Here is a 24,436-nt window from a genome sequence, read left to right as displayed (position 1 = left end):
AAGCAAAGATGTAACTGATTAACAAGCTAGCTCCATTTATCTTTTAAAACCTCACGCTCAATATGGAGTTTCTGTTATATCTCCTTCTAATATTGATATAGAAAAGATTGAAGCTACTCTATATAAAAAAGAAGAGTGGATTATAGAGCAACTTTCGGATTTTCAAAAAAATGCAATAGCATGTTCTATGTGAACTTTTATTCCGCGGAAAAACTTCCTTCATTAATTATATTAGTGTGGTCAAATCAAAATGAAGTCCAGAAAACCATACTTACAAAAATATAGTTTGGTAGCTAAACTTTTGAAAATTGAGTTATTATGTTATCTACTTCTTTTAATTTCATAATTTTCCCTATATTATTATTAACATCTGTGCAAATACAAATATTTATCCCAGTTTCCAAAATATATTTTTCTATGATATTCCAATAGTGTCTGTCTATTCCGACCACTTCTAATTTATGAGCCATGGAATCCGTTGTGAATATTTTTTTTCTATAATTCACGGCATCATTTTTATTAAGAAAGAATATTATTGTATTTTGATTAGTTGCTTTAAAAGATCCTATATTCTCTCCATTTTCAAATTCCATCAAAGAATAAAACGGTTCTCCAATGGTTTTCTTTGTGGGGAGAGCAGCCCAATGGATATAATAATTTGGGATTTTTATCTTCATCACATCATCAAATAACGATCTTGTTAAATTAAAACTCATTTTGGTTGCAGGGTCTCCAATTGATGTGAATATACAACTACTCTTCATAATAAAGCTAAATATCCATTTGATGAACTTTAACATCTCTACTTCACAATTGAATATTGAAAGAATTTTTTTAAAACGTGTATCTTTTGAATATACTAATATATCCTCTATTCCTAACTCTTTCACTAATCTAATTGACATTTTTTTTAAAGTAGGAAAGATATAAATTATTTTTGGTTCAGTTCTCTCCCTGAAAAACAGAATTGTAGAAAAATTTTTAACAGTTTGTTCATATAGATCTCCAACGTACAACTCACCATTCAATAAAACCTTTAAAATTTTTTTTGCGGTGTTATAACTATCTATTAACACAACTATTGGAGTGTCTTTTACTTCTATATAATTAGGTTTCATTTTAGCTATATCAAATTCTTGACTAGGTATACCAATGACTTTGATTTTAGGGTTATTTAAAAAATCATACGAGACTTCTTCACTTATATATGAGGGAGTCAAATTAATCAATGCTTCAGTAATATAGTAAAAGTTCTCTTTGTTAATGGTACTCTCATAATTTTTAATAGCAAAAATACCAAAATTTAAATGGTTTGATATATCATCAACTTTTATAACATCGAGATTGTAAAAATCAAATAACTTCACCCTTTCATCCATTCTCTTTTGGTTTAATTCTATAAATTTTTTTATGTCATTCTCACATAAATAATCTCCAATCTTAAAATTAGTCGCATTTGGTTCCAATTGAGATAGTATCTCGTTAAAATATTTTATTATATTTATCTTTTTTATTTTAGAAAGAATGTCTTGAATCCTTATTTCAACAACTCCATCAAATTTTTCATTTTTGGAATATTTCACTAGAGCTTCATCAAGCCTTTTATTCGGATGATTTCTGGAAAGATATTCACTTAACTTTTGTCTAGATTTCAATGCTTCAATAAACTTATCAGAAAAAATCTGAATATTTAATGCATAAAAACATACTCTATCAATCCAATATCTTTTTTCTTCATTATTTAGACGCATATCATTCGTAATGATATTCAACTTATTGCAATATTCTTGATATTTTTTAGGCTTAAGTTTAAAAGATTTTTCCTTAAATTCAGAGTTAATATTGTTTTCAAGCCAAAGTAGTTCTTGATTATTCGCATAGACCTCTTGAACATCTACTGTTCGGTTAAAGATAATCGTAGATAATTCCTTAATTTGATTATAATGTAATTCATCTTGGTACTCTAAAGATAGGTTACACTCTTTTTCAAATAAGAGTAGCAAGAAACCTAAACTTGAGTAATTTGTAAGATGCATATGGAACAATTCATGTATATAAGTATTTATTTCCGTCCCTAGCTCCAAATTTTTACCCATAGAAAAATTTATACTTCCCCCTTCTCTTACACTATAACTGCCTAAGACTTCAACATTTTCATATTTCATTAGTCTTCCTCCAAAATATACAGCCATGTAGAACTTTTAACATCTTCATTTAGCCCCTTAATATAGTTGGTTATATTCCCAATTTTGCTATTGATGTTTTTTTGAGACACAGCTACACTGTGTAAATCCCCCACTATATTACAACTTATCCTATAAAATTTATCGAGTAATATTTTTTCTGGGCTAATAAAAGTAGTTTTTATATTTCTTCCTCTATTTATTTGTTTTATCTGATATTCCAAACTTCGTGAATTAACAAAAAAAGTATTATCTAAAGCTTCATACCAACCCATACTGTCTCCAAAAGAAGGTAATGCATAATATGTATTTATATTATTGGCTTTGCGGTTAATTGTTTTAAGTTGTTCTATTTCAATCTTCCAATGGTATGTGTCTTTAGGTATTACCTTATATGGTCTTTTATATTGTATAAAAAATGATTTTTCTGACATTTTATAACCAAAATCGTAACCTTCCTTTTTTTCTTCAATTTGGCTAATACTAAAAGGATAGATTTTTTTTTCTAATGTAAACTCAAAATAATTTACTAAATGATAAGTAATACATGCTTCGTAATACTTTTCAGGTGGGATTTTTGACATAGGAAGCCTCCAAATAATATAAAGTAAGTAATTTAAAACCGACGCTCACTAATTATAATAAATCAGAAGGCAGAGGACCTATTCTCTGCCTTCTGATTTATAATCTTCCCTATCCAGCACAGCCAGACACTCTAAATATGTTGAGTACTTTTTGCAGATGATAAATATCTTATAAAGAGCTCTTATACCTATGCAAATGAAAGTAAAATTGTATATACCTACATAAAATTTATTTACTAAAGTAACAATTTAAATCTATACCATATGTTTCCTTCAAATAAGTGTCTGTAGCTAGTAGAAGTTGATTCATTTGTTGAGAAATATTGGAGATGGATACTCCAGGTTGAACAATTGATATCTTCATTTCTGTTTCAAAACCAGATCTAATCTGATTCTCAATTGTTTTTAAATCTGACAAATTTCCTTTTTCAAATCGTGATGTTTTATTTTCATTTATTCTCTTATTTTCTCGGAATCGCATCCGTTTAAGCAACTCAACCATTGAGTCATTCCAAGTAATAGATCTTTCTGCTTGTCCACAAACTTCATAAAGATCTAATAATCTAGCACCTGGATTTGTCCCATGAGAGTATTTACAATGATACAGTTGAACTGTAATTTTTCTATGTTCTTCGTTAGTGGATATACAAACAATATCCGCAATTTCTCCAGAATTATCATCATCAAAAATAATAAGTGAATCTACTGGGACTATGTTTTTAATTGACGCATATTGAATTGAATTATTTAGCTTTGTTAATCCCTGTGACTCTATTGTAATATCTACTTTAAGCTTCTTCCAGTCAACAATATGAAGTTTTTCTTTAGGAAATAATACTTCTGCTAAGGGTTTTTTGTTAACAACTAAATTTCCTTCAACTATGGATAATGAACCATCTTCATTAAAAAAGGTTACTTGTGGCAAATTATCTTGAAGATATTCTTCCACAGTAATCATATTTCGCGATTTTTTTATCTTGATATCTTTCCCTAAAATTCTATTAATTACGAACCCTCTTTCTTTTAAAGTTTGTGAAAATGTATACTTTCTTTCATTTATCCATAATTCAAATAATAATTGTTTCCCATCAAGTCTTGGATTGTTGAATTCACATAAATAAAATGGGATTTCTTTATCCTCATTCGGAATATAGAATGCCTTTAGTTCTGAATTTGATAGTTCAAATTCAACAGGCATCTGAATTTTGTATGGTATTCCTCTAGGATATTCAGTTATTTCTTCACTTTGAAGGGAATTTTCTAAAATGTAGTCTGTATTAATTGAGCTGTCTAGTATTTGTGAACCAATTTTTTGACACCACTTTCTCCAAAAAACGACACTGTCTACCCACCTCATCCATACCTTACCTTTATACGAACAGCCAATACTAATTTTATTGTTATCTTTATATCCTGTGGCAAATAAATTTGATTTTGTTGTACTTGCTCTTGCTACTTGATTAATTCCGTCCTTTATATTAGTTCCTGCGAACATTCTGAAACTTATTCTACCAGAGGGTTGTTCCTTCAATCCTAATGTGCCGATCATTAATTGATTAATTCCATCCAACACTCTAAAAACTCTTTCTCCAGAAATTTGGTTAGCTTCAGAAAACATATATTTTATTAATTGATTTCCTTTACTTGCATTAGTTTCATTGATAAAGATAAGTTTATTTTTTTTATCTACATAAATAATAAAAACATCATAATTATACTTAGAAATATCTTTTTGATCCGACCAATCAACTTGGGACTCTATACTCTCAATTAAAATCATTACAGAGGATTCTTCATTTATAAAAAATTCAGTCTTATCTACATTTAGGACTGACCTCCAGCCTTTTCTATTCCAATGAACCCCACCTAAATAAAATACTCTTGTGCTAATCCTCATCTTTATTTGACTAATATCAATATTAATATTATCATTTGAATAAAACTGATTAATAAATTTGCGATGACTTATTTCGGTTTGGATTGCATCAGAAGAATGCATACTTAACAATTGATTCCAATCCGCATCTTGGCTATATAAAGATTGAAGTGCATCTTTTAAATCATCATTAGCAATATTAGTCACTATTCTGGCATTGCCTATTCCACTTTTAGAACGCGCAAACCTCCCAATAAATTGAAGAGTGATAGGTAAAGACTTATATTTATCATGAATTGCTGCTATTTTTAGATTTGGTATGTCTATTCCTTCCCCAAACATATCAACACAAACAACGATTTTCGCGATTCCTTCCCTAAGCTTCTTTAAGTTCTCTTTATTTTTTTTAGATTGCCCACTTATGATTAACACGGGATTGAATTTTTTATATATCGAATAGATTTTATTGTATAACTCTTCTGCTCTCTTTTTAGAATTTGCTCGGACAAGCAATTGGTGCATGTACTTATCTTCTAAATCTTTATTCAACAATTCAACAGCTTTTTCAGCAATTTGTATATCACCAAGCTCTTCATTAAATTCTTCAATAGGATAAAAATCAATGGGTTTGAAATATCCATCCTTTTGAGCTAGAGAAAGACTATAGTTATAAATAATATCTCCATCAATTTTCTTCCCATCTGCTCTGAAAGGAGTTGCTGTAAATTGAAGTATTCTCTTGTTCAAAAACTTCTCTCGAAGACTACTCCAACCACCTGCCGCGATATGATGAGCTTCATCAATCATTAACACATCAACTTTTTCTACTAACTTATTTAGAATAGAAGTAGACAAACCGTTAACAGCATTCACAGTAGACACAATGACGTTGGCTTCTGAAAACCACTCCCAAACTTCTGTTTCATCTTTAATTCTGGTTTTATATAGAACTGTATTCGGATACAAAATATTTTTGCCAACCATTTTCAAATCCGGTAATATTCCAAAAGATTTAGCTTTTTCAAAGGTTTGGTCTCTTAACAAGTTTGAAGGAACAATTATAAGTACTGACTCAATCTGCTCAGATAGAATTGTTGCTAACATTGTTTCTGTTTTTCCGGTTCCAGTTGGTAAAACAATTGTTGCCGGTTTTGAACTAATTGTCCAATGGGCTCTTATTGCTGATAACGCCCCATATTGTGGTTTGCGTAATCCCCCATTATTTCCATTTCTATTAATCTTTTCAATAAATCCATTTTGCCAAGAATCTGTCACTTCTTTAGAAGATATTTTCCTCCCGTTTTTTTTAAAATTAATTACTATTTTATTGTTATTTATTATCTTAACTTCTCTCATACTTTTTTCATCTCCTTTCTATATTTTTTAAAAAATTCTATTTACCATCTATGCTCAATATGTATTATACGTCACTCTTTTTCCTTTATAAAATAACAGTTCTATTATTTCATTATACATTAATCTGGTATTTAAATACACTAATTATAAAATTTTCTAACCGAATGGCTATAGGATTTCAAATAGTCAATTGATATTAAGATATGATGATACAATAGAGGTATTTCGTGATATTCTTTGCAAATTTTTAGAAAATCAAGAAGATGACAATCAGATATTTTGTGTAAAAAAATGTTCATCCCCCCTCCCAAGTAGCTGAAAAGCGCAATGTTGTATTAAATGGCAAGTTTCTTTCGTACGAATCATATTACAAAATCCTCACTATACCATGATCTTGTACCAGGTAGTAAAACCACAATGAATGTCACAAATCGAGAAAAAAAATGAACCAAGAAAATTGGAATTGTCATTCCAAACGCTCATGAACCGGTTTTTTAAGAGAGATATTTAAATTAAGCTTAAAATCTCCTAAAACAAAATGCGAAACGCGATAGAGGAGGAACCAAGTGAACAAGCATTTTTTTAACAATATTGCTTACCTGTGCAAATTGTGGAAAAGGTATGTGGTATTGTTCCAATTGTGAAGGAAAAGATGTACAACAGCTTAGAACACCTGAACTATATGAGTTAAATCCAAAACAAAATGTTAAAAAAAGAATGCAGCTCGATTAAAATATATTGTAAAGCTAAGGGAGTGACAACTGAACTTGAAACGAAATGTCTTGTGAAAATTCGTTCAAGAGGATATTACCAAAAAGGACTATGTCGATTTTGTAGCAATGGTTAAAGAGGAACTTCAACGTTTAGAAATAGAAGTCAAAAAATAATGGTAGTAAGGTTATTCATTGAATAAGCTTACTACCATCAAAAAACAATTAAATGAATTTTTTCAGTTCAACACTTTAACCATAGAAATGTTACTTCGTTACCTGGAAAAAATCAAAATAAAGATATAACGAATTCACAAAGGTTTAGGAGCTATAATCCCCTCAACTATCTTTTAAAATTAATTGTGATACACACTCCACATGATTCGTATGCGGAAACATATCCACAGGCTGCACTTCGCGCGTCACGTACCCGCCATCCTCAAGCACCCGCAGGTCTCTTGCAAGCTTACCAGGATTACAGGACACATACACCACCCGCTTCGGTTTCATCTCCACAATTGTCCGCAGGAGGGCTTCGTCGCAGCCTTTTCTTGGCGGGTCGACGACTAGCGTATCTGCCGTGATGCCTTCTTCATACCACTTTGGAATTACGGTTTCCGCTTCTCCGACCGCGAACTCTGCGTTTGTGATGCCGTTGAGCTCGGCATTTCGTTTGGCGTCTTCAATCGCTTCCGGCACAATCTCTACTCCGTACACTTTTTTCGCTTGCTTCGCCAAGAAGAGAGAAATCGTTCCGATTCCGCAGTAGGCGTCGATGACGGTTTCTTCACCTTGAAGCTCCGCATATTCAAGCGCTTTGTCGTAGAGCACTTTTGTTTGCTCCGGATTAACCTGATAGAACGATCTGGCGGAGATGGCGAATTTGACGTCTCCGATGAGGTCGTAGATGTATTCTTCGCCCCAGATGACGTTTGTTTCGTTTCCGAAGATGACGTTTGTTTTGTTCGGGTTGATGTTTTGCACGATGGATTTGACGTGCGGGAATTGCGCTGTGATGTCTTCGATGATCTTCGCTTTGTGCGGAAAATCGTTCGTTCTTGTGATGAAGACGATCATCATTTCTCCCGTTACCACACCGTATCTGACCATGATGTGTCGGAGCCAGCCTTTGTGGCGTTCTTCGTTGTAGGCTTTGACACCGTAGTTTGCGCAAATGTCTTTGACGGCTTGGACGGCTTCGTCGTTTTTGGATTGCTGGATCAGGCAGGCGCTCATATCGATGATGTCATGGCTTCTTTGCTGATAAAATCCGGCGACGAGTCCGCCTTCCCGTTCTCCTACCGGCACCTGTGCTTTGTTTCTGTAGTTCCAAGGGTCTTCCATGCCGAGTGTCGGGTGCACGGTGACTTTTGAAAGGTCCAGCTTGCCGATGCGTTCTAAGACGTCTTTGACTTGTTTCTGTTTAAACAAGAGCTGGCCTTCATAGGTCATGTGCTGCAACTGGCAGCCGCCGCATTGCTTGTAAATTGGACACGGGGCGTCGGTTCTATGCGGGCTTTCTTCCTTCAGCTCAATCAGGCGGCCGAAGGCGAACCCTTTTTTGACACGTGTGACTTTGATTTGGGCTTTTTCCTCCGGCAGGGCGTTCGGCACGAAGATCGGAAAGCCTTGGACCTTTGCGACGCCCGCTCCTTCATGTGTCAAATCCTCAAATGTCACGTCGTAGTATTCGTTTTTTTCTACTGGGGGTTTCATTTTCATCTATAATCACCTCTAGTTTTAAGCGAAAGAAAAACTTGGCCTATTCAAGCCAAGTTTCAGCGTGTAGGTAAACCTTCGCATTCGTTGTCAGTCCTGTGCTTCGGTGCTCACGAATTCAACATTCGCTCCGCTCCAATGCTCGTCCTTCCTAGACTTCAAAGGTTTTCAATCACGCTGAAAAGATGACAAAATCCTAAAACGAAAACTGTTTTAGGATTTTGTCAACATTCTGAGCTTGGCTTACCAAGCCAAGTTTTTAGTCATCCAGCTGTTCCGCTTTCTCCTTCGGCATGACGACGTGAATGTGCCGATACAGATTCACGAATTCGCCCGGCAGCATGCCGCCGTACTCGCCGTCCAGGTTCAGCTGCATCTTTTCTGATACATTGACTTTCACGCGGTTCGCTTTTGTATAAATAATGTGCTGGTCGTTGATGTGTTCGCCGCGAAGCGCCATCGTAGCGACCCTGATAAATTCAGCAAGGTTTGCTTTCTTTAGTATCATCAAATCAAACATGCCGTCATTCAGGCTGGAATCCGGCGCGAGTTTTTCGAACCCGCCGACGGAGTTTGTCAGCGTGACCAAAAACAGCATGATTTCACCCTGAAACAGCTTGCCGTCATATTCAATCTCGACTTCTGTCGGACGAAGTGAAGGCAGCATTTCCATTCCTTTTAAATAATAAGCAAGCTGGCCTAGCATTGTTTTGAGTTTGCTTGGCACGTCGTACGTCAGCTCCGTCAGACGGCCTCCGCCGGCGATATTGATAAAATACTGGCCGTTGACCTGTCCGATATCAATCGGGCGGGCAACGCCGTTAATGACCGTATCTGCCGCTTTTAAAATATCCTCTCGCGGAATGCCGAGCGCTCTGGCGAAGTCGTTCGTTGTGCCGACAGGAATGACACCAAGTGTCGGACGGTTGTCTAAAGGCGCAAGCCCGTTGACGACCTCGTTGATCGTTCCGTCTCCGCCTGCCGCAATGATCAGGTCAAACTCACGCAATGCCGCTTCCTTGGCAGCGTGTGTAGCGTCTCCTGCGCATGTCGTCGCATGGGTGGAGGTTTCATAGCCGGCTTGTTCAAATTTTTGCAGGACCTGGGCAAGATGCTTTTTAAAGATCTCCCGTCCTGAAGTCGGATTGTATATTATGCGTGCACGTTTCATTATCTCATCATCCTACTTAAGAGTATCCGATCCATTTTTACACTAACAACCTTTAATTATACTATGAGTTAAAAAAATCGCAACAAAATGTACATAATCTTACAGGTGAAAACGCACAAAAGCTCAAAACTGATTCTTGTTTTGAGCTTTTGTCATCCTTAACATTCTTTCAGCTTGATTGAAAACCCTTGTAGTCTAGGAAGGGGGAGCATTGGAGCGGAGCGAATGTAGAATTCGTGAGCACCGACGCGCAGACCTGACAACGAATGCGAGGGTTTTTCAACAAGCTGAAAACCTCAGCAGAGCTGAGGCTTTTAGTTTTTTTACTCTTCTTCCGTTCCCGGTTTTTTCTTGCGGAACTTCGCCAATACTTCATATACGATTGGCACGATCAAGAGTGTCAGAAGCGTTGAACTGATTAAACCACCGATAACCGTGACGCCGAGTCCTTTTGAAATGACCTGGCTTCCGCCTTCGAAGCCGAGTGCTAATGGAATCAAGGCGCCGATTGTCGCAATGGCTGTCATCAGGATCGGACGGAGTCGTGTAGAGCCGGCTTCCAGGAGCGCTTCTCTCGTAGACAGGCCTTCCGCTTCCTTATGAATCACGCGGTCAATTAAGACAATGGCATTCGTGACAACGATACCGATCAGCATGAGCATACCGATCATGGCGTTCAGACTGATCGTTTCACCTGATACGTAAAGTCCGACCAGTGCACCGATGACTGTGAACGGCAATGAGAACAGAATCGCAAATGGCGCTAGTGCTCCACCGAAGGTAATCACGAGCACAAGGTAAACGATCGCTATTGCTGCCAGCATCGCTAAACCGAGCTTCGTGAAGGAATCAGCGATATCCGCTGATACGCCGCCTGTGTCAATCGATACGTTATCAGGATGGTCAAGCTTATCGATTTTCTTCTGGATAGCAGCTGATACGGCTGTGACGTTGTCAGAGGTAACCTCACCTGTGACATCTGCATAGACTTTTCCGTCACGTTTTGACACGGTATCTGATGTTGATCCTTCCTTCACTTTTGCCACATCGCCGATTTTGACTTCCTGGCCAGTCGCGGAAGTGATCTTTTTATTCTCTAAATCTTTCACACTCTTATACTCGTCTTTTTCTGTCTTAATGTTCACATCAAGCTCTTTGCCGTCTTTTTTCACTGTTGTGAGCGGTTCTTGCGATGTTTGTGACATTAAGGCCTGAGAAATTTGAGACGCGGTTAAACCGAGCTTGCTTAGTTTTTCTTGGTCAGCGACAAATGTGTACTCATCATATGTGCTGGAAAGGCCTGAATTTACGTTTTTCAGATCCTTTTCATCTTTCATGATTTTTTCAATGTCTTTGACCGTGTCTTTAATATCGTTTTCAGAATCACCATACACATAGTATGTTAATTCGTTGTTATTGCCTGAAGAGCTGAAGTCCTGTGACTTCCATTCTCCGCGGTCAGATTGCTTTTGGATTTCCTTCAGAACGTTATCTTTTTCTTTATCAAAGTCAGGTGTGTCGCTTTCATATTTGATATAGAATAACGCGCCGTTAGAATCTCCTCCGGCAAGCGGGCTGCCAGAGCCTAATGAATACTGAACCGTATCGACATGCTTGCGGTCAAGCAGGATTTTTTCCGCTTTTTCAGCTTCATTTTCGGCTTCTTTTTTCGTTTCACCCGGTTCTGGGCTGTATGTGAGCTGCATCGTTTTTTCTTCCTCGGACGGCAGGTAGCTGGCACCGATTAACGGTACGAGGAACAAGCTTCCAAGGAGCATCAGAACAGCGATGATAGACGTGATCCATTTGTGGCTCAGCGCCCAGTTCAATACTTTTTTATAGATGTTTGCAAGTCTGCCAGGTTTGTGTTCTTTCGCTTTAATCGGCGCGCCCGTTAATGATTTTTTGAACAGGCTGTGTGCGAGCATCGGCACAAGCGTGATTGAAATCACCAGGGATGCGGCAAGCGCAAAAACAATCGTTAAGGCAAATGGAATAAACAATTCACCGATTTGTCCGCCTACAAGTGCGAGCGGCAGGAATACCGCGATTGTCACAATCGTTGATGACATGATCGGTTTAAACATTTCCTTCGTCGCTTCACGAACCAAGGCTTTTCCGCGGAGCGGCTCATCTTTGAGTCTCATGCGGCGGTAAATGTTCTCGATCACAACGATGGAGTCATCGACTACACGTCCTATGGCAACGGTCATTGCGCCGAGCGTCATAATATTCAATGTGATATCAAGCTGCTGCAGCACAAGGAGTGCGATCAGCAATGATAATGGAATTGAAACTACCGAAATTAATGTTGATTTGATATCTCTTAAGAATAAGAGAATAATCACAATCGCAAAAATAGCACCGAAGATAGCTTTGCTTAACATCGTGTCAACTGACTGTGTGATCGGATCCGCCATGTCGAGAGTTGCGCTGTAATTGAAGCCTTTATGGTCTTCTTTGAACTTCTTCAGCTCAGCTTTGACATTGTCGGCAACCTCTACCGTATTCGCATCGTTTGCTTTGACGATGTTGATGCCGATGCTGTCTTTGCCATTTGTGCGTGAAACGGATTCAGCTTTTTTCACATCTTTAATTGTGGCAATGTCAGAAAGCTTGACCGTCGGCACTGCTGTGCTTGCGCTTTGCTGCGCCTGTGCTGCCGCTTGTGCGCTTTGGGCTGCTTGAGCACTCTGCGCACCCGCTTGAGATGCTGCGCTGCTGCCTGCACTTGAAGCAGATGCCGTCGGGATTCTCATATTCTTCAAATCTTTAATTGTTTCAATATCGCCGCTGACGACGACAGATTTTTCTTCATTTCCGAATGTGTACAATCCAAGCGGAGTTGTCACATCTGAACCTTGAATCACTTGCTTGACTGTATCTTCATCAAGGCCGTATTCCTTCAGTTTGTCTTCTTTGAAAGAGAATTCAACCTCTTCCACCTGCTGGCCTGATACTTGGACGGACGCAACGCCTTCTATGCCTTCAAGTTTAGAAACGAGGCTGTCCTCCACTTGTTTCGTCAGCTCTTGTAGATTATCTTTATCACTGGACACGCTCAGCGTCAGAATCGGGAATGAATTCAAGCTGTAGCGTGAAATCTCCGGATCCTTCGCGTCATCAGGCAGGTTGACGTTTTCTAACGCTTCAGCTGCTTCTGTTTTCGCTTTGTCCATATCTTTCTCATAATCATATTCAATCATGACCGACGATGCGTTTTCATAGGACGTCGACGTCACAACACTGACACCGTCCAAGTTCTGCACGGCTTGTTCAACCGGTTTGGTCACTTCATCAGCCACTTGGCTTGGTGTCGCACCCGGATATGTCGTGCTGATCGTCAAGTAAGGCATGTTCACGTCAGGAATAGACTCTTGCTTCATATTCATACCCGCATACAAGCCGGCTGCCGTTACAATAATCGTCATCAGCCATACGGCGAATTTGTTTTTCAGAACGAAATTAATAACGTGATTCATCATATCCTCCATTACATTTTTTATTGACTGACTGGTCATTCTATATAATACTAAACGTTATAACGCAACAACGTCAACTCATATACCAGAAAATTTTACTAAATTTTTCAAGGATTAAGGGGAAGCACGTCATGAATGAAAAAAAAGAGAGAATCATAAAAACCAGCATTCGTTTATTTGCAAAAAAAGGATTCGCAGCTACGACGATCCAAGAAATCGCCAGTGAATGCGGCATTTCGAAGGGCGCTTTTTATTTGCACTTCAAATCGAAAGAAGCGCTGCTGTTATCTGCCTGTGAATATTATATCGGTATGTCTATGAACAAAATGAAAAATATAGAAGAAGATCTCGCCGGAAAGCCGCCTAAGGAAGTGTTAAAAAAGCAAATTGGCGCTCAATTTGAGGATTTTCGCGATCATAAAGATTTTATCGTTCTTTTGCTTACTGAAAATATCATTCCGGAAAATCAAGAAATCAAGCAATACTTTTACAAAGTAACCATGGAGACGGATAAGCTGTACCGGAACGCCTTGCTGGTATCCTATGGCGAAGGAATCGAGCGGTATGTCGCAGATCTGTCCATCATGGCAAGAGGCATTGTGCATTCCTATATGAACGTGATGGTATTTAACGGTGAGCTTAATATCGATGCAGAAGAAATCTCAGCCTTTATTATTGAGAGACTGGATGATCTTGTACAGGGGCTGAGCCGTTCTGCACTCAATCCGATTGTATCAAAAGACATTTTCAACCCGATGCCTGCGGGAAAAGACCAGCTGCTTGAGGACATTCAGAAAGTGAAAGAAAACAGCACGCTGCCCGAGGATATCACCGTGTCACTTGATGTTATCGAGGAAGAATTGACTCAGGATAAACCGCGCAAGCCGATTATTAAAGGCATGCTGTCCAATTTGACCGGAACCAACGACAAAGAAGTTGAAAGGCTTCGGGCCCTCATCTCTGTCTTTATCTCGATTTGACTATAAAAAAAGCAGCCTCTAAGGGCTGCTTTTTTATTAGCGTTTTTTAATTTCTTCAAGCAGAATTTTGTTGACCATCGGCGGGTTGGCTTGTCCTTTGGACGCTTTCATAATCTGTCCGACTAGGAAGCCGATCGCGCGGTCTTTTCCGTTTTTAAAGTCTTCGATTGATTGAGGATTGTTGTCAAGCGCCTCAGTGACAAGCTTCAGAAGCACGCCTTCGTCAGAAATCTGAACAAGGCCTTTCTCTTTCACAATCTTCTCAGCGTCGCCGCCTTTTTCAATCAATTCTTTAAACACTTTCTTCGCGATCTTAGAAGAAATGGTTCCTTTTTCAATCAATTTGATCATGCCGGCAAGGCCTTCAGGTGTCAGGGCAACATCGGCAAGCTCTTTTTGCTCAGCGTTTAGGTAAGCTGACACTTCACCCATCAGCCAGTTAGACGCTTGTTTGGCTTCAGCGCCTTTTTGAACGGTTTCTTCGAAGAAATCAGCCATTTCTTTTGTCAGCGTCAGAACCATCGCGTCATATGCAGGCAAGCCAAGCTCTTCGATATAACGCTTGCGGCGCTCATCCGGAAGCTCAGGAATGCTTGCTTTTACGCGTTCCTTCCATTCATCATCAATGTAGAGCTCGACTAGATCTGGCTCTGGGAAGTAACGGTAGTCGTCAGATCCCTCTTTGACACGCATAAGAATGGTTTTCTTCGTTGCTTCATCATAACGGCGAGTTTCTTGCTGGATGACGCCGCCGGAAAGAAGAACCTGCTCCTGGCGTTTTTCTTCATGCTCAAGGCCTTTTTGAACAAACGCAAAGGAGTTCAAGTTTTTCAATTCTGTTTTTGTGCCGAATTCCTCTTGGCCGATCGGACGAAGAGAGATATTGGCGTCACAGCGAAGTGAGCCTTCTTCCATTTTACAGTCAGAAACGCCTGTATATTGGATGATGGATTTCAGCTTTTCAAGATATGCGTACGCTTCTTCCGGCGTGCGGATGTCCGGCTCTGATACGATCTCAACAAGCGGCGTTCCTTGACGGTTGAAGTCAACAAGAGAATAGCCGTCGCCCGTATGCGTCAGTTTTCCGGCATCCTCTTCAAGATGAAGGCGCGTGATGCCGATGCGTTTTGTTTTGCCGCCGACTTCAATTTCGATCCAGCCGTTTTCGCCGATTGGCTTATCAAATTGAGAAATCTGATACGCTTTCGGGTTGTCAGGATAGAAATAGTTTTTGCGGTCAAACTTCGTATCCGTTGCGATCTCACAGTTGAGCGCCATAGCGGCTTTCATTGCGAATTCAACGGCTTCTTTGTTCAGAACAGGCAGGACGCCCGGATATCCGAGGTCAATAACGCTTGTCTGCGTATTCGCCTCCGCGCCGAATGGCGTTGGAGAGCTTGAGAAAATTTTTGATTTTGTTTTTAACTCAACGTGGACTTCAAGTCCGATTACCGTTTCAAAGTTCAATTCTTTTCACCCCTTACAGTTCAGGTTTTGCTTTATGATGGTCTGTCGCTTGTTCAAATGCATGAGCAACGCGGTATACAGTGCTTTCATCAAAGTGTTTTCCGATGATTTGCAGGCCGAGCGGAAGTCCGTCTGCTAATCCGCATGGCACGCTGATTCCCGGTACGCCGGCAAGGTTGACCGGAATCGTTAAGATATCGTTTGCGTACATTGTGAGCGGATCCTTCGTGTTTTCACCGATTTTAAACGCAGGTGTCGGTGTAGTCGGTCCAACAATAACATCATATTTTTCAAATACGTCCTCGAAATCCTTCTTAATCAACGTACGCACTTTTTGCGCTTTTTTGTAGTACGCATCGTAGTAGCCTGAGCTTAAAGCAAACGTTCCGAGCATGATGCGGCGTTTGACTTCATTTCCGAAACCTTCAGCGCGCGTTTGCTTGTAAAGGTCGATCAGGTTATCCGCGTTGTCTGTGCGGTAGCCGTAACGGATGCCGTCAAAGCGTGCAAGGTTCGCTGACGCTTCAGAAGATGACAGCAGGTAATATGTCGCAAGCGCGTATTTACTGTGCGGAAGAGACACTTCTTCCCATGTAGCGCCGAGACCTTCAAGGACTTTCAGCGCTGCCAGGACAGATTCTCTCGCTTCTTTGCCGACACCTTCACCAAGGTATTCTTTCGGAACGGCGATTTTCAGTCCTTTGATGTCGCCAGTTAATGAAGAAAGAAAATCAGGCACGTCCACATTTGCACTCGTGGAGTCCATTTTGTCTACGCCGGAAATCGCTTGAAGTAAAAACGCGTTATCCTCAACCGTACGTGTAATCGGCCCGATTTGGTCTAATGAAGACGCAAATGCGACCAGACCGTAACGAGATACACGTCCGTATGTAGGTTTTAATCCGACAACGCCGCAGAAAGATGCCGGCTGACGGATGGAGCCGCCTGTGTCAGATCCAAGAGAAAACGGAACTTCTCCCGCAGCAACCGCAGCCGCAGATCCGCCGCTTGAACCGCCGGGAACTGTTTCTAAGTTCCAAGGGTTTTTCGTCAGCTTGTAAGCTGAGTTTTCTGTAGATGATCCCATGGCGAATTCGTCCATGTTCAGTTTTCCGATTGTGACCGCTTCAGCGTCTTGAAGGCGCTGAACGACAGTAGCGTCATAGATCGGATCAAAGTTTTCGAGAATTTTGCTGGAGCATGTTGTGCGCAGCCCTTTTGTTACGATATTATCTTTTACGCCGATCGGCATACCGAAAAGAAGACCGTGCTCAGAACGGCCGTCAACCGCCTCATCAAGCTCCTTCGCGTATGCGCGCGCTCTTTCTTCATCTAATGCCAAAAAGGCTTGTACCTTATCATCAACCGCTTGGATGCGTTTATAAGATTCGTCAACCAGATCAGAAATCTTAATCTCTTTTTTATGTATGAGCTGTTTTAATTCTGTGATTTTATGATCAAATAATGACATTCTTGTGTCCCTCCTTTAGTCCAGAATTGATGGCACACGAATATAGCCGTCTTTATGGTCAGGCGCATTTTTCATGACATCCTCAACCGGAAGACCTTTACCCGCTTCATCTTCTCTCATGACATTTTTCATTTTCAGCACGTGAGTTGTAGGCTCCACATTGTCTGTGTTAACCTCATTAAGCTCCTCGGCAAATGAAATGATACTGTCGAGCTGTTCAGTGAACATTTTTGCTTCTTCTTCAGTAATCGCAAGTCTTGCAAGGTGCGCAACGTGCTTTACTTCTTCTATTGAAATTCGTGACATATGATCCACCTCCACATATTTCTCCGTTAAGTCATATAATACTGATCATATCAAAAACAAGCCCTTTAAAGCAACAAAACGCCTTGAGACAGGCCTGTGTTTTCGAAACAATACCCTATATATTTTATACTAAAATGAGGAGAAGGAGAAACGAAATATTTTTCTGAATATTTTTACTTTAATTATTTCTTGAAAGCGTTTTATTCTTTATTCCCTTCTAGGTTTGCAACGGTATTTCCAGCTTATGATCAATGTTTCATCGCTTGAATGGCCGGGAATACTTTGTTAGGTTAAGTTACCAAGTGCACCCGCAAAAGAATTTCTTTTGTTTTGCACTTACGCCAGGCTGCTTAACTGGCACCATCAATTTGAGAGGTGATGCAACATTATTAGAAATGAAGAGAGGGTAAAACGTGAGTATTGAAATTATTATATCTTTAGGAATTTACTTTATTGCCATGCTGTTAATCGGCTGGTATGCATTCAAGAAAACCACTGACATCAATGATTACATGCTTGGAGGAAGAGGCCTCGGACCATTCGTTACTGCTTTGTCTGCCGGCGCGGCCGATATGAGCGGATGGATGCTGATGGGTGTTCCCGGCGCGATGTTTGCGACAGGGCTGTCCACCTTATGGCTTGCTTTAGGTCTTACAATCGGGGCGTACTCAAATTACTTGCTGCTGGCTCCAAGGCTGCGTGCTTATACAGAAGCGGCAGATGATGCGATTACAATTCCTGATTTCTTTGATAAACGATTCCAGCATTCTTCATCACTGCTGAAAATCGTATCTGCATTGATCATCATGATCTTTTTCACATTGTATACCTCTTCCGGTATGGTATCTGGCGGACGGCTGTTTGAATCTGCTTTTGGTGCGGATTACAAATTAGGCCTGTTTCTGACCACCGCAGTTGTCGTGTTATACACACTGTTTGGCGGTTTCCTTGCTGTCAGTCTGACTGACTTCGTGCAGGGTGCGATCATGTTTGCAGCACTAGTGCTTGTGCCGATCGTTGCTTTTACCCATGTGGGCGGCGTTGCTCCGACTTTCCATGAAATCGACGCTGTTAATCCACATTTATTGGATATTTTTAAAGGCGCGAGCGTCATTAGCATTATTTCCTATTTAGCCTGGGGGTTGGGCTACTACGGCCAGCCTCATATCATCGTCCGATTTATGGCCATTAAAGACATTAAAGATTTAAAACCTGCACGCCGAATCGGCATGAGCTGGATGATCATTACAGTTCTAGGTTCCGTGCTGACGGGTTTAATCGGTGTTGCATACGCCCATAAATTCGGAGTTGCTGTAAAAGATCCGGAGATGATTTTCATTATCTTCTCTAAAATCTTGTTCCACCCATTAATTACAGGGTTCTTATTGTCAGCTATTTTGGCTGCCATCATGAGTTCGATTTCCTCACAGCTCTTGGTCACAGCAAGTGCTGTAACAGAGGATTTATACCGGTCATTTTTCAGACGAAAAGCTTCTGATAAAGAATTGGTCATGATCGGGCGATTGTCCGTCTTAGTCATTGCCGTTATCGCGGTACTCTTGTCATTGAACCCGAACAGCACCATTCTTGATTTGGTCGGATACGCTTGGGCCGGCTTCGGTTCAGCTTTCGGGCCTGCGATTCTGCTCAGTCTGTATTGGAAACGAATGAACGAATGGGGCGCGCTTGCTGCCATGATTGTCGGGGCTGCGACCGTGTTGATCTGGATTACAACCGGCCTGGCAAAATCAACCGGTGTGTACGAAATCATCCCTGGGTTTATTCTCAGTATGATTGCCGGCATCATTGTCAGCATGATCACAAAACGTCCTGCAAAAGCCTCTTACCGATTATTCGGTGTCATGGAAAAGCTGTTAAAACGCAAAAAGTAAGCAATAAGCCATCAAGCGCAGCTTGGTGGCTTTTGTGCTCTTGTTTTGCTATAAATACTGTGAGAAAATCATATTTATTTAAAAACACCATAGAGAAGGGGGAAGTTTGCTGTTGAGCTGGTATATTGATCCTGATATTTTATTGAAATTGGGCATTGCCACATTGATTGGCATGGTCATCGGGCTTGAACGCGAATTAAAAAATAAGCCGCTCGGATTAAAAACCTGTATTGTCATCGCAGTCAGCTCATGCATGCTGACGATCGTCAGTATTAATGCGGCATATCATTTCCCTAAATACTACCGCATCATGATGGATCCGCTTCGTCTGCCGGCACAAATCATCTCCGGCGTCGGGTTTATCGGCGCCGGTGTCATCCTGCGAAAAAGCAATGATGTCATTTCCGGCCTGACGACATCGGCCATGATCTGGGGGGCAGCGGGGCTCGGGCTTGCTACGGGAGCCGGTTTTTATAAAGAAGCGTTTGCCAGTCTTCTGTTCATCCTGATCAGCGTGGAATTTCTCCCATGGGTGGTCAGAAAAATCGGCCCCGACCGCCTGCAGGAAAAAGACATCCGCATCAGAATGTCACTTTCTGATAAAGACAAAATGACAGAGATTTTAAAAGAAATGAAAAGAAGAGATATCAAAGCACACTCCGTTCGGATCGACGACCTGGGCGAAAAGGATTTTCCAATTGTGGAAGTGAAGGTCCGCGTCCATAAAAACAGATACACGACCGATGTCTACTATGACATTAAAGCCATTGAAGGCGTAGTCGGCGTGAAGTGTGATACATTATAAAAGCCAATGGGACTGGAATCCCATTGGCTTTTTCTATCTACACCAGTGCTGAAAAATCAAATGCTGTAATCGGCGTGCCATTCTCTATATCTCTTCTGAAACCGGCCAGCATTTCTTTTTCCTCTTCTCCTATTGTGTTAAGGTCAAACATCTGATGCAGCAATCCGTAAATCAGCATATGGCGAAGGCGGAGGAAATCAGGTATTATCATCAGCCATGCAGGGTCAAACTCATTTTCCTCCCAGTACCCTTTCATAAAATGCGTCATAAATTCTTCTGTAAACGCAGCTTTATCATCATATGGCACAACAGGATACCACAGGACATTGTAGAGAAGAATGCTAATATCGTTAACAAACCAATTGTAGCCGATATCATCAAAATCAAATGCCGTGATTTTGCCATGATCCCAGTTAAAATTGCCATGGTGCAGATCCGCATGCACCAAGCCGTAGCTGTCCTGGCTTTTCGGGAGCCTCCGCAGTTCATTCATCAAAGAATCGGCTTGCTGAAACACCTTTATCTGATCTTCAGGCACATATTTTCTCAGCTTTAATTGCTCCTCTTCATCCCATTCCTGTCTTTTGAAAGCGGGATTGCTCAATTTGTAGCTTTTTGTCAGGCTGTGCATGCTGCCTGTGTATCTGCCAAGCTCATAAAATAGCGTTTCATTCCAGTCCGATTCATCCACTTTTTGCCCCGGCGCTTTCTCATACACTCTCAATAAAAATGACCCGCCGTTTCCGTCCGGCACTGCTTCTACGTCTTTTCCGTTCAGCGACGGGAGCGGTTTGGCTACTGAAATTCCCCCTATTGCAAGGTGACGGAGCCATTCCATCTCTCCCATTATATAATCAGAAGATCTCCGAATCGTATGGGTAATCTTTAAAATATAAGGTTGATTGTCTTTCATACATTCATATACATAGTTTTCCGCATCAGCCAGAAAACGCACCTGATCTTTTGAGAAACCGTATCTCGCTGCAGCTTCTGCCAAAACCTGCTCTTCATGAAATATTTTTTTGATATCTTTATGCACGTCTAACATCCTTTCATTGCTATAGATTTGATAATGATTGTTTTCACACGATTTCCAGCATCAACATACCTCCCCTTGATTTGTGTTTCGGCAGAAGCGGAAACATTTTCCCTTTTCCTGTTAATTGTAACATAAAAACCCTTGTGCCAATATGGCACAAGGGTTTTCTATCAGTCATAAATGTGAACAGTCGGCTCTTTATCTCCGGCATTGCGGATAATGACCGCTTCCTGTCCGTCTGAGGACGTGATATTGACTTCGACATCAACTGAGCTCTTAGAGTAGTAGTCCATCACTTCACCCGTTAAGAACTGGGTAAACGCGACAACTTCACTTTTTCCATAGAATTGCATTGGTATGTCAATCTTCATTTTCTTCATTTCATCATTTTCATACAGCGCTGTACCGACAACGCCTGTATAGTTTGGGAAATATTCTTCAATTGAGTTTTTGAACCGCTTAAAGACCTCGGTGTCATCCGGGTACTTTTCTGCTGTGGTTGTATCCGCCGGATAGAATACATATTTTTCATTGATGTCATCCCAATTTGAGATATCAGTAGAGCCTGCTTTGACCTCTGTTTTGGCGATGAAGTTCCCCGGCACAATCGATGTTTTTGACGCCTGCTTGTAGAGCGCGACGGTAATCGGCACATTCTTCAAGTTATCTTTTTTGCGGAGGCGGTTAATAACCTCCTGTGCAATTTTTTCTCCCTGCTGGCGAAGCGTGCTGTCTTTAATCTCCACTTCTTTTTGCGGGTCGCCAGTTTTTTCACGATAGTAATACACTGAGTTTAACGCCAGTCCGATCATGACGCCGCCAAGCTGGATAGAATTCTTGTCTTTTCTGACTAAATAATCGTGCTCAAGCATGGATGCTAAATAAATCGGGCTGCTTTCGTTCTTTTCTTCTGTTGAACCAGAGCTCGGGAGCGCCGGGTTCAAGCCTTCATTTTTGAAGTTTTTATCTTCTTTTTCGGCTTTTTTCAAATCAGAGCCCGTTTTTTTCCGTGCCAGCCAGCTTAATACTGTATCCTCATCTAAATATTGTCCTTCTTGGAACAGATAATCGTCAGTCGAGAAAGAATCTTGGGCAAGACGCATCAGCCCTGTTTCAAACTCGTCAATGTCCAGCCTAGTATTCAGCTGTTCCGTTGTTAAGCCGCGCGCTTTGCCTGCCTTAAACGGCAGCACCATTTTGTAATAGGAGTCAGAGATATTATATTTCGGGACAATCGCTTTTTCTGACGATTTCGCCGTCTTTTGCGTAATCTCTTCCTCCTTCTCCCCCCCGAAACCTGACGAGCAGGCAGACAGCATTAATACTGCCGCCGTTGCCGCCAATGCCAACGTCTTTTTCAATAGAAAACACTCCTCTTATTTCTTTAGCTCTCCCATTAACTGTTCTTCATTCCACACTTCAATGTTCAGCTCTTGTGCTTTTGTCAGCTTGCTTCCCGCTGCTTCTCCGGCGATGACTAAGTCTGTGTTTTTGCTGACGCTTCCAGTCAGCTTTCCGCCCAGCGCTTCGATTTGCGCTTTGGCTTCGTTTCTTGACAGCTCTTCCAGCTTTCCTGTCAGAACAATTGTTTTACCGGCAAAGTAAGAGTCGCTGTCCTCTGCTTTTACTTTTTTCGGGCCTTTGTAGAGCGTGTTTACGCCCAGCTCCTGAAGTTCATTCAAGAGTTCAAGCATTTCTTCTTTATGAAAATAGGTGATCACAGCATCAGCCATTTTTTCACCGATTTCATCTACCGCGAGAAGTTCCTCTTTAGAGGCTTTTTTCAGGTTCTCCAAGCTTTCAAAATGCATGGCGAGCGTCTTTGCGGCCTTTGATCCGATAAAACGGATGCCAAGCCCAAACAGCAGGCGCTCTAACGAATTTTCTTTTGATTTTTGGATGGAGCTGATCAGGTTTTCAGTGGACTTTTCACCCATGCGCTCGAGCTGGATGACTCGTTCCTTCGTCAGCTTATATAAATCTGCCACATTGCGGACAAGGTTTTCCTCAAACAGCTGTGTAATCACTCGTTCGCCGAGCCCGTCAATGTTCATGGCATTCCGGGAAACGAAATGGATCAGCCCTTCCCGGATTTGCGCCGGACATTCAGGGTTAATGCAGCGAAGCGCCACTTCTCCTTCGATCCGGACGAGCTCACTGCCGCATTCAGGACATTCCGTCGGCATGCTGAATTCCTTTTCTTCTCCTGTGCGCTGTTCAACGAGGACATTCACAACTTCCGGGATGATATCGCCCGCTTTTTTGACGACAACCTTATCCAAAATCCGAATGTCCTTCTCTTTAATTAAATCTTCGTTATGAAGGGATGCTCTTGAGACCGTTGTGCCGGCAACTTTTACCGGCTCAAGAATCGCGGTCGGCGTGATCACACCCGTTCTGCCGACATTTAATTCGATATCAAGAAGCTTCGTCACGACCTCTTCAGCAGGAAACTTATACGCGATGGCCCAGCGCGGGCTTTTCGCCGTAAAACCGAGCTCCTCCTGTTGATCGAGAGAATCGACTTTAATGACAATGCCGTCTATTTCATACGGCAGGTCTGCGCGCTTCGCCTGAAACTCATCGATCAGCACTATGACTTCTTCTATGCTGCCGCATTTTTTTCGTTCCTGATTCGTTTTAAATCCGAGTTCGTCGAGAAAATCAAGCCCCTGGCTTTGCGTCTCCACACCCATCTCGTCAAGCTCCGCTATACTGTAGACGAAGATATCGAGGTTTCGTTTCGCTGCAATTTTCGGATCAAGCTGTCTAAGTGATCCCGCCGCGGCATTTCGCGGATTAGCGAACGGTTCTTCCTCATTTTTAATTCGTTCCTCATTGAGTGCTTCAAACGAACGTTTCGGCATATACGCCTCTCCGCGCACTTCGATTGACAGCTCACGGTTCATTTTAAGGGGGATATTGCGGATCGTCTTCAGGTTCTCCGTAATATCCTCTCCCGTCGTTCCGTCACCTCTTGTGGCCCCTCTGACAAAATAGCCGTCTTCATAACGGAGAGAAACAGCAAGACCGTCTATTTTCAGCTCCACATTATACGCCACATCGTCGCCGACGGCTTGGCGCACACGGCGGTCGAAATCACGAAGATCATCAGCATTAAAGGCGTTGCCCAGACTGAGCATCGGTGTGCCGTGGGTGACTTTCTGAAACGCTTCAAGCACGGCTCCGCCGACGCGCTGCGTAGGAGAGTCAGGCGTTCTGAGGTCTGGGTGCTCATCCTCGATCGCAATCAGCTCCTGCATCAATCTGTCGTATTCGGCATCTGGGACGCTCGGTTCATCTAAGGTGTAATATTCATAGCTATACTTGTTGATGGTGCGGCGCAGTTCTTCTGCCCGCTGCTTCGCTGTTTCTTTGTCCATCTGCTTCTTCCT

General features: G+C 41.3%; 14 protein-coding genes and 1 pseudogene. 3 read left to right on the top strand and 12 right to left on the bottom strand.

Translation table 11 applies throughout. The features are described from left to right. Nucleotides 1-293: 293 nt before the first annotated feature. The 6 genes from bslm_RS03640 to srfP form a co-directional block, all read right to left on the bottom strand. Nucleotides 294-2,165 carry a hypothetical protein gene (locus bslm_RS03640; RefSeq protein WP_046380831.1) on the bottom strand — a complete coding sequence of 624 codons (1,872 nt, stop codon included), beginning with the start codon at nucleotides 2,163-2,165 and terminating at the stop codon, nucleotides 294-296. Further along, entirely contained in the window at nucleotides 2,165-2,767 is a 603-nt protein-coding gene (locus bslm_RS03635; protein WP_046380830.1) for a hypothetical protein, read from the bottom strand. The genes bslm_RS03640 and bslm_RS03635 overlap by 1 nt, the downstream gene beginning before the upstream one ends. Before the next feature lie 229 nt (nucleotides 2,768-2,996). Further along, on the bottom strand, nucleotides 2,997-5,999 hold the full coding sequence (locus bslm_RS03630; RefSeq protein ID WP_046380829.1) for a DEAD/DEAH box helicase: 3,003 nt from the start codon (nucleotides 5,997-5,999) through the stop codon (nucleotides 2,997-2,999). 1,049 nt (nucleotides 6,000-7,048) lie between these two features. Beyond that, nucleotides 7,049-8,431, bottom strand: coding sequence for a 23S rRNA (uracil(1939)-C(5))-methyltransferase RlmD (gene rlmD, locus bslm_RS03625; RefSeq protein WP_046380828.1), 1,383 nt, complete (start codon nucleotides 8,429-8,431; stop codon nucleotides 7,049-7,051). Between the two features lie 256 nt (nucleotides 8,432-8,687). Next, the gene (locus bslm_RS03620) at nucleotides 8,688-9,599 is read right to left on the bottom strand and encodes a diacylglycerol kinase (RefSeq protein WP_003233894.1); all 912 of its coding nucleotides are present in this window, start codon (nucleotides 9,597-9,599) and stop codon (nucleotides 8,688-8,690) included. Between the two features lie 323 nt (nucleotides 9,600-9,922). Next, nucleotides 9,923-13,081, bottom strand: a complete 3,159-nt coding sequence (gene srfP, locus bslm_RS03615) for a surfactin resistance protein SrfP (protein WP_046380827.1) — start codon at nucleotides 13,079-13,081, stop codon at nucleotides 9,923-9,925. Between the two features lie 131 nt (nucleotides 13,082-13,212). Here srfP and bslm_RS03610 point away from each other — a divergent pair. Next, a pseudogene (locus bslm_RS03610) lies at nucleotides 13,213-14,083 on the top strand (TetR/AcrR family transcriptional regulator). 14 nt (nucleotides 14,084-14,097) lie between these two features. Here bslm_RS03610 and gatB read toward each other — a convergent pair. From gatB to gatC, 3 genes are read right to left on the bottom strand one after another with little or no spacing between them, the layout of a single operon-like run. Further along, entirely contained in the window at nucleotides 14,098-15,528 is a 1,431-nt protein-coding gene (gene gatB, locus bslm_RS03605) for an Asp-tRNA(Asn)/Glu-tRNA(Gln) amidotransferase subunit GatB (protein ID WP_003219444.1), read from the bottom strand. 13 nt (nucleotides 15,529-15,541) lie between these two features. Next, the gene (gene gatA / locus bslm_RS03600) at nucleotides 15,542-16,999 is read right to left on the bottom strand and encodes an Asp-tRNA(Asn)/Glu-tRNA(Gln) amidotransferase subunit GatA (protein ID WP_003233901.1); all 1,458 of its coding nucleotides are present in this window, start codon (nucleotides 16,997-16,999) and stop codon (nucleotides 15,542-15,544) included. A 15-nt stretch (nucleotides 17,000-17,014) separates the two neighbouring features. Continuing rightward, nucleotides 17,015-17,305 carry an Asp-tRNA(Asn)/Glu-tRNA(Gln) amidotransferase subunit GatC gene (gene gatC, locus bslm_RS03595; protein ID WP_003219442.1) on the bottom strand — a complete coding sequence of 97 codons (291 nt, stop codon included), beginning with the start codon at nucleotides 17,303-17,305 and terminating at the stop codon, nucleotides 17,015-17,017. Nucleotides 17,306-17,718: 413 nt separating this feature from the next. On the opposite strand from gatC, the gene opuE reads away from it, so the two are divergent. Then, a complete protein-coding gene (gene opuE, locus bslm_RS03590; protein WP_003242814.1) occupies nucleotides 17,719-19,197 on the top strand; it encodes a proline transporter OpuE in 1,479 nt (492 codons plus the stop codon). Nucleotides 19,198-19,303: 106 nt separating this feature from the next. Then, on the top strand, nucleotides 19,304-20,002 hold the full coding sequence (locus bslm_RS03585; RefSeq protein ID WP_080480983.1) for an MgtC/SapB family protein: 699 nt from the start codon (nucleotides 19,304-19,306) through the stop codon (nucleotides 20,000-20,002). A 37-nt stretch (nucleotides 20,003-20,039) separates the two neighbouring features. On the opposite strand, the gene bslm_RS03580 is transcribed toward bslm_RS03585, so the two are convergent. The 3 genes from bslm_RS03580 to ligA all read right to left on the bottom strand — a co-directional run bounded on the left by bslm_RS03580 (nucleotide 20,040) and on the right by ligA (nucleotide 24,424). Beyond that, nucleotides 20,040-21,050, bottom strand: coding sequence for a phosphotransferase enzyme family protein (locus bslm_RS03580; RefSeq protein ID WP_080480982.1), 1,011 nt, complete (start codon nucleotides 21,048-21,050; stop codon nucleotides 20,040-20,042). Nucleotides 21,051-21,211: 161 nt separating this feature from the next. Continuing rightward, nucleotides 21,212-22,402 (bottom strand): CamS family sex pheromone protein, encoded by a 1,191-nt coding sequence (locus bslm_RS03575; RefSeq protein ID WP_003242795.1) that lies wholly within the window; start codon nucleotides 22,400-22,402, stop codon nucleotides 21,212-21,214. A gap of 15 nt (nucleotides 22,403-22,417) precedes the next feature. Beyond that, nucleotides 22,418-24,424, bottom strand: coding sequence for an NAD-dependent DNA ligase LigA (gene ligA, locus bslm_RS03570; RefSeq protein WP_041333598.1), 2,007 nt, complete (start codon nucleotides 24,422-24,424; stop codon nucleotides 22,418-22,420). Nucleotides 24,425-24,436 lie beyond the last annotated feature (12 nt).

The organism is Bacillus sp. LM 4-2 (assembly GCF_000978495.1).
Taxonomy (GTDB): domain Bacteria; phylum Bacillota; class Bacilli; order Bacillales; family Bacillaceae; genus Bacillus; species Bacillus subtilis.
Note: the sequence above shows the minus strand (reverse complement) of the source record. Positions and strands in the feature narration are given on the sequence as shown.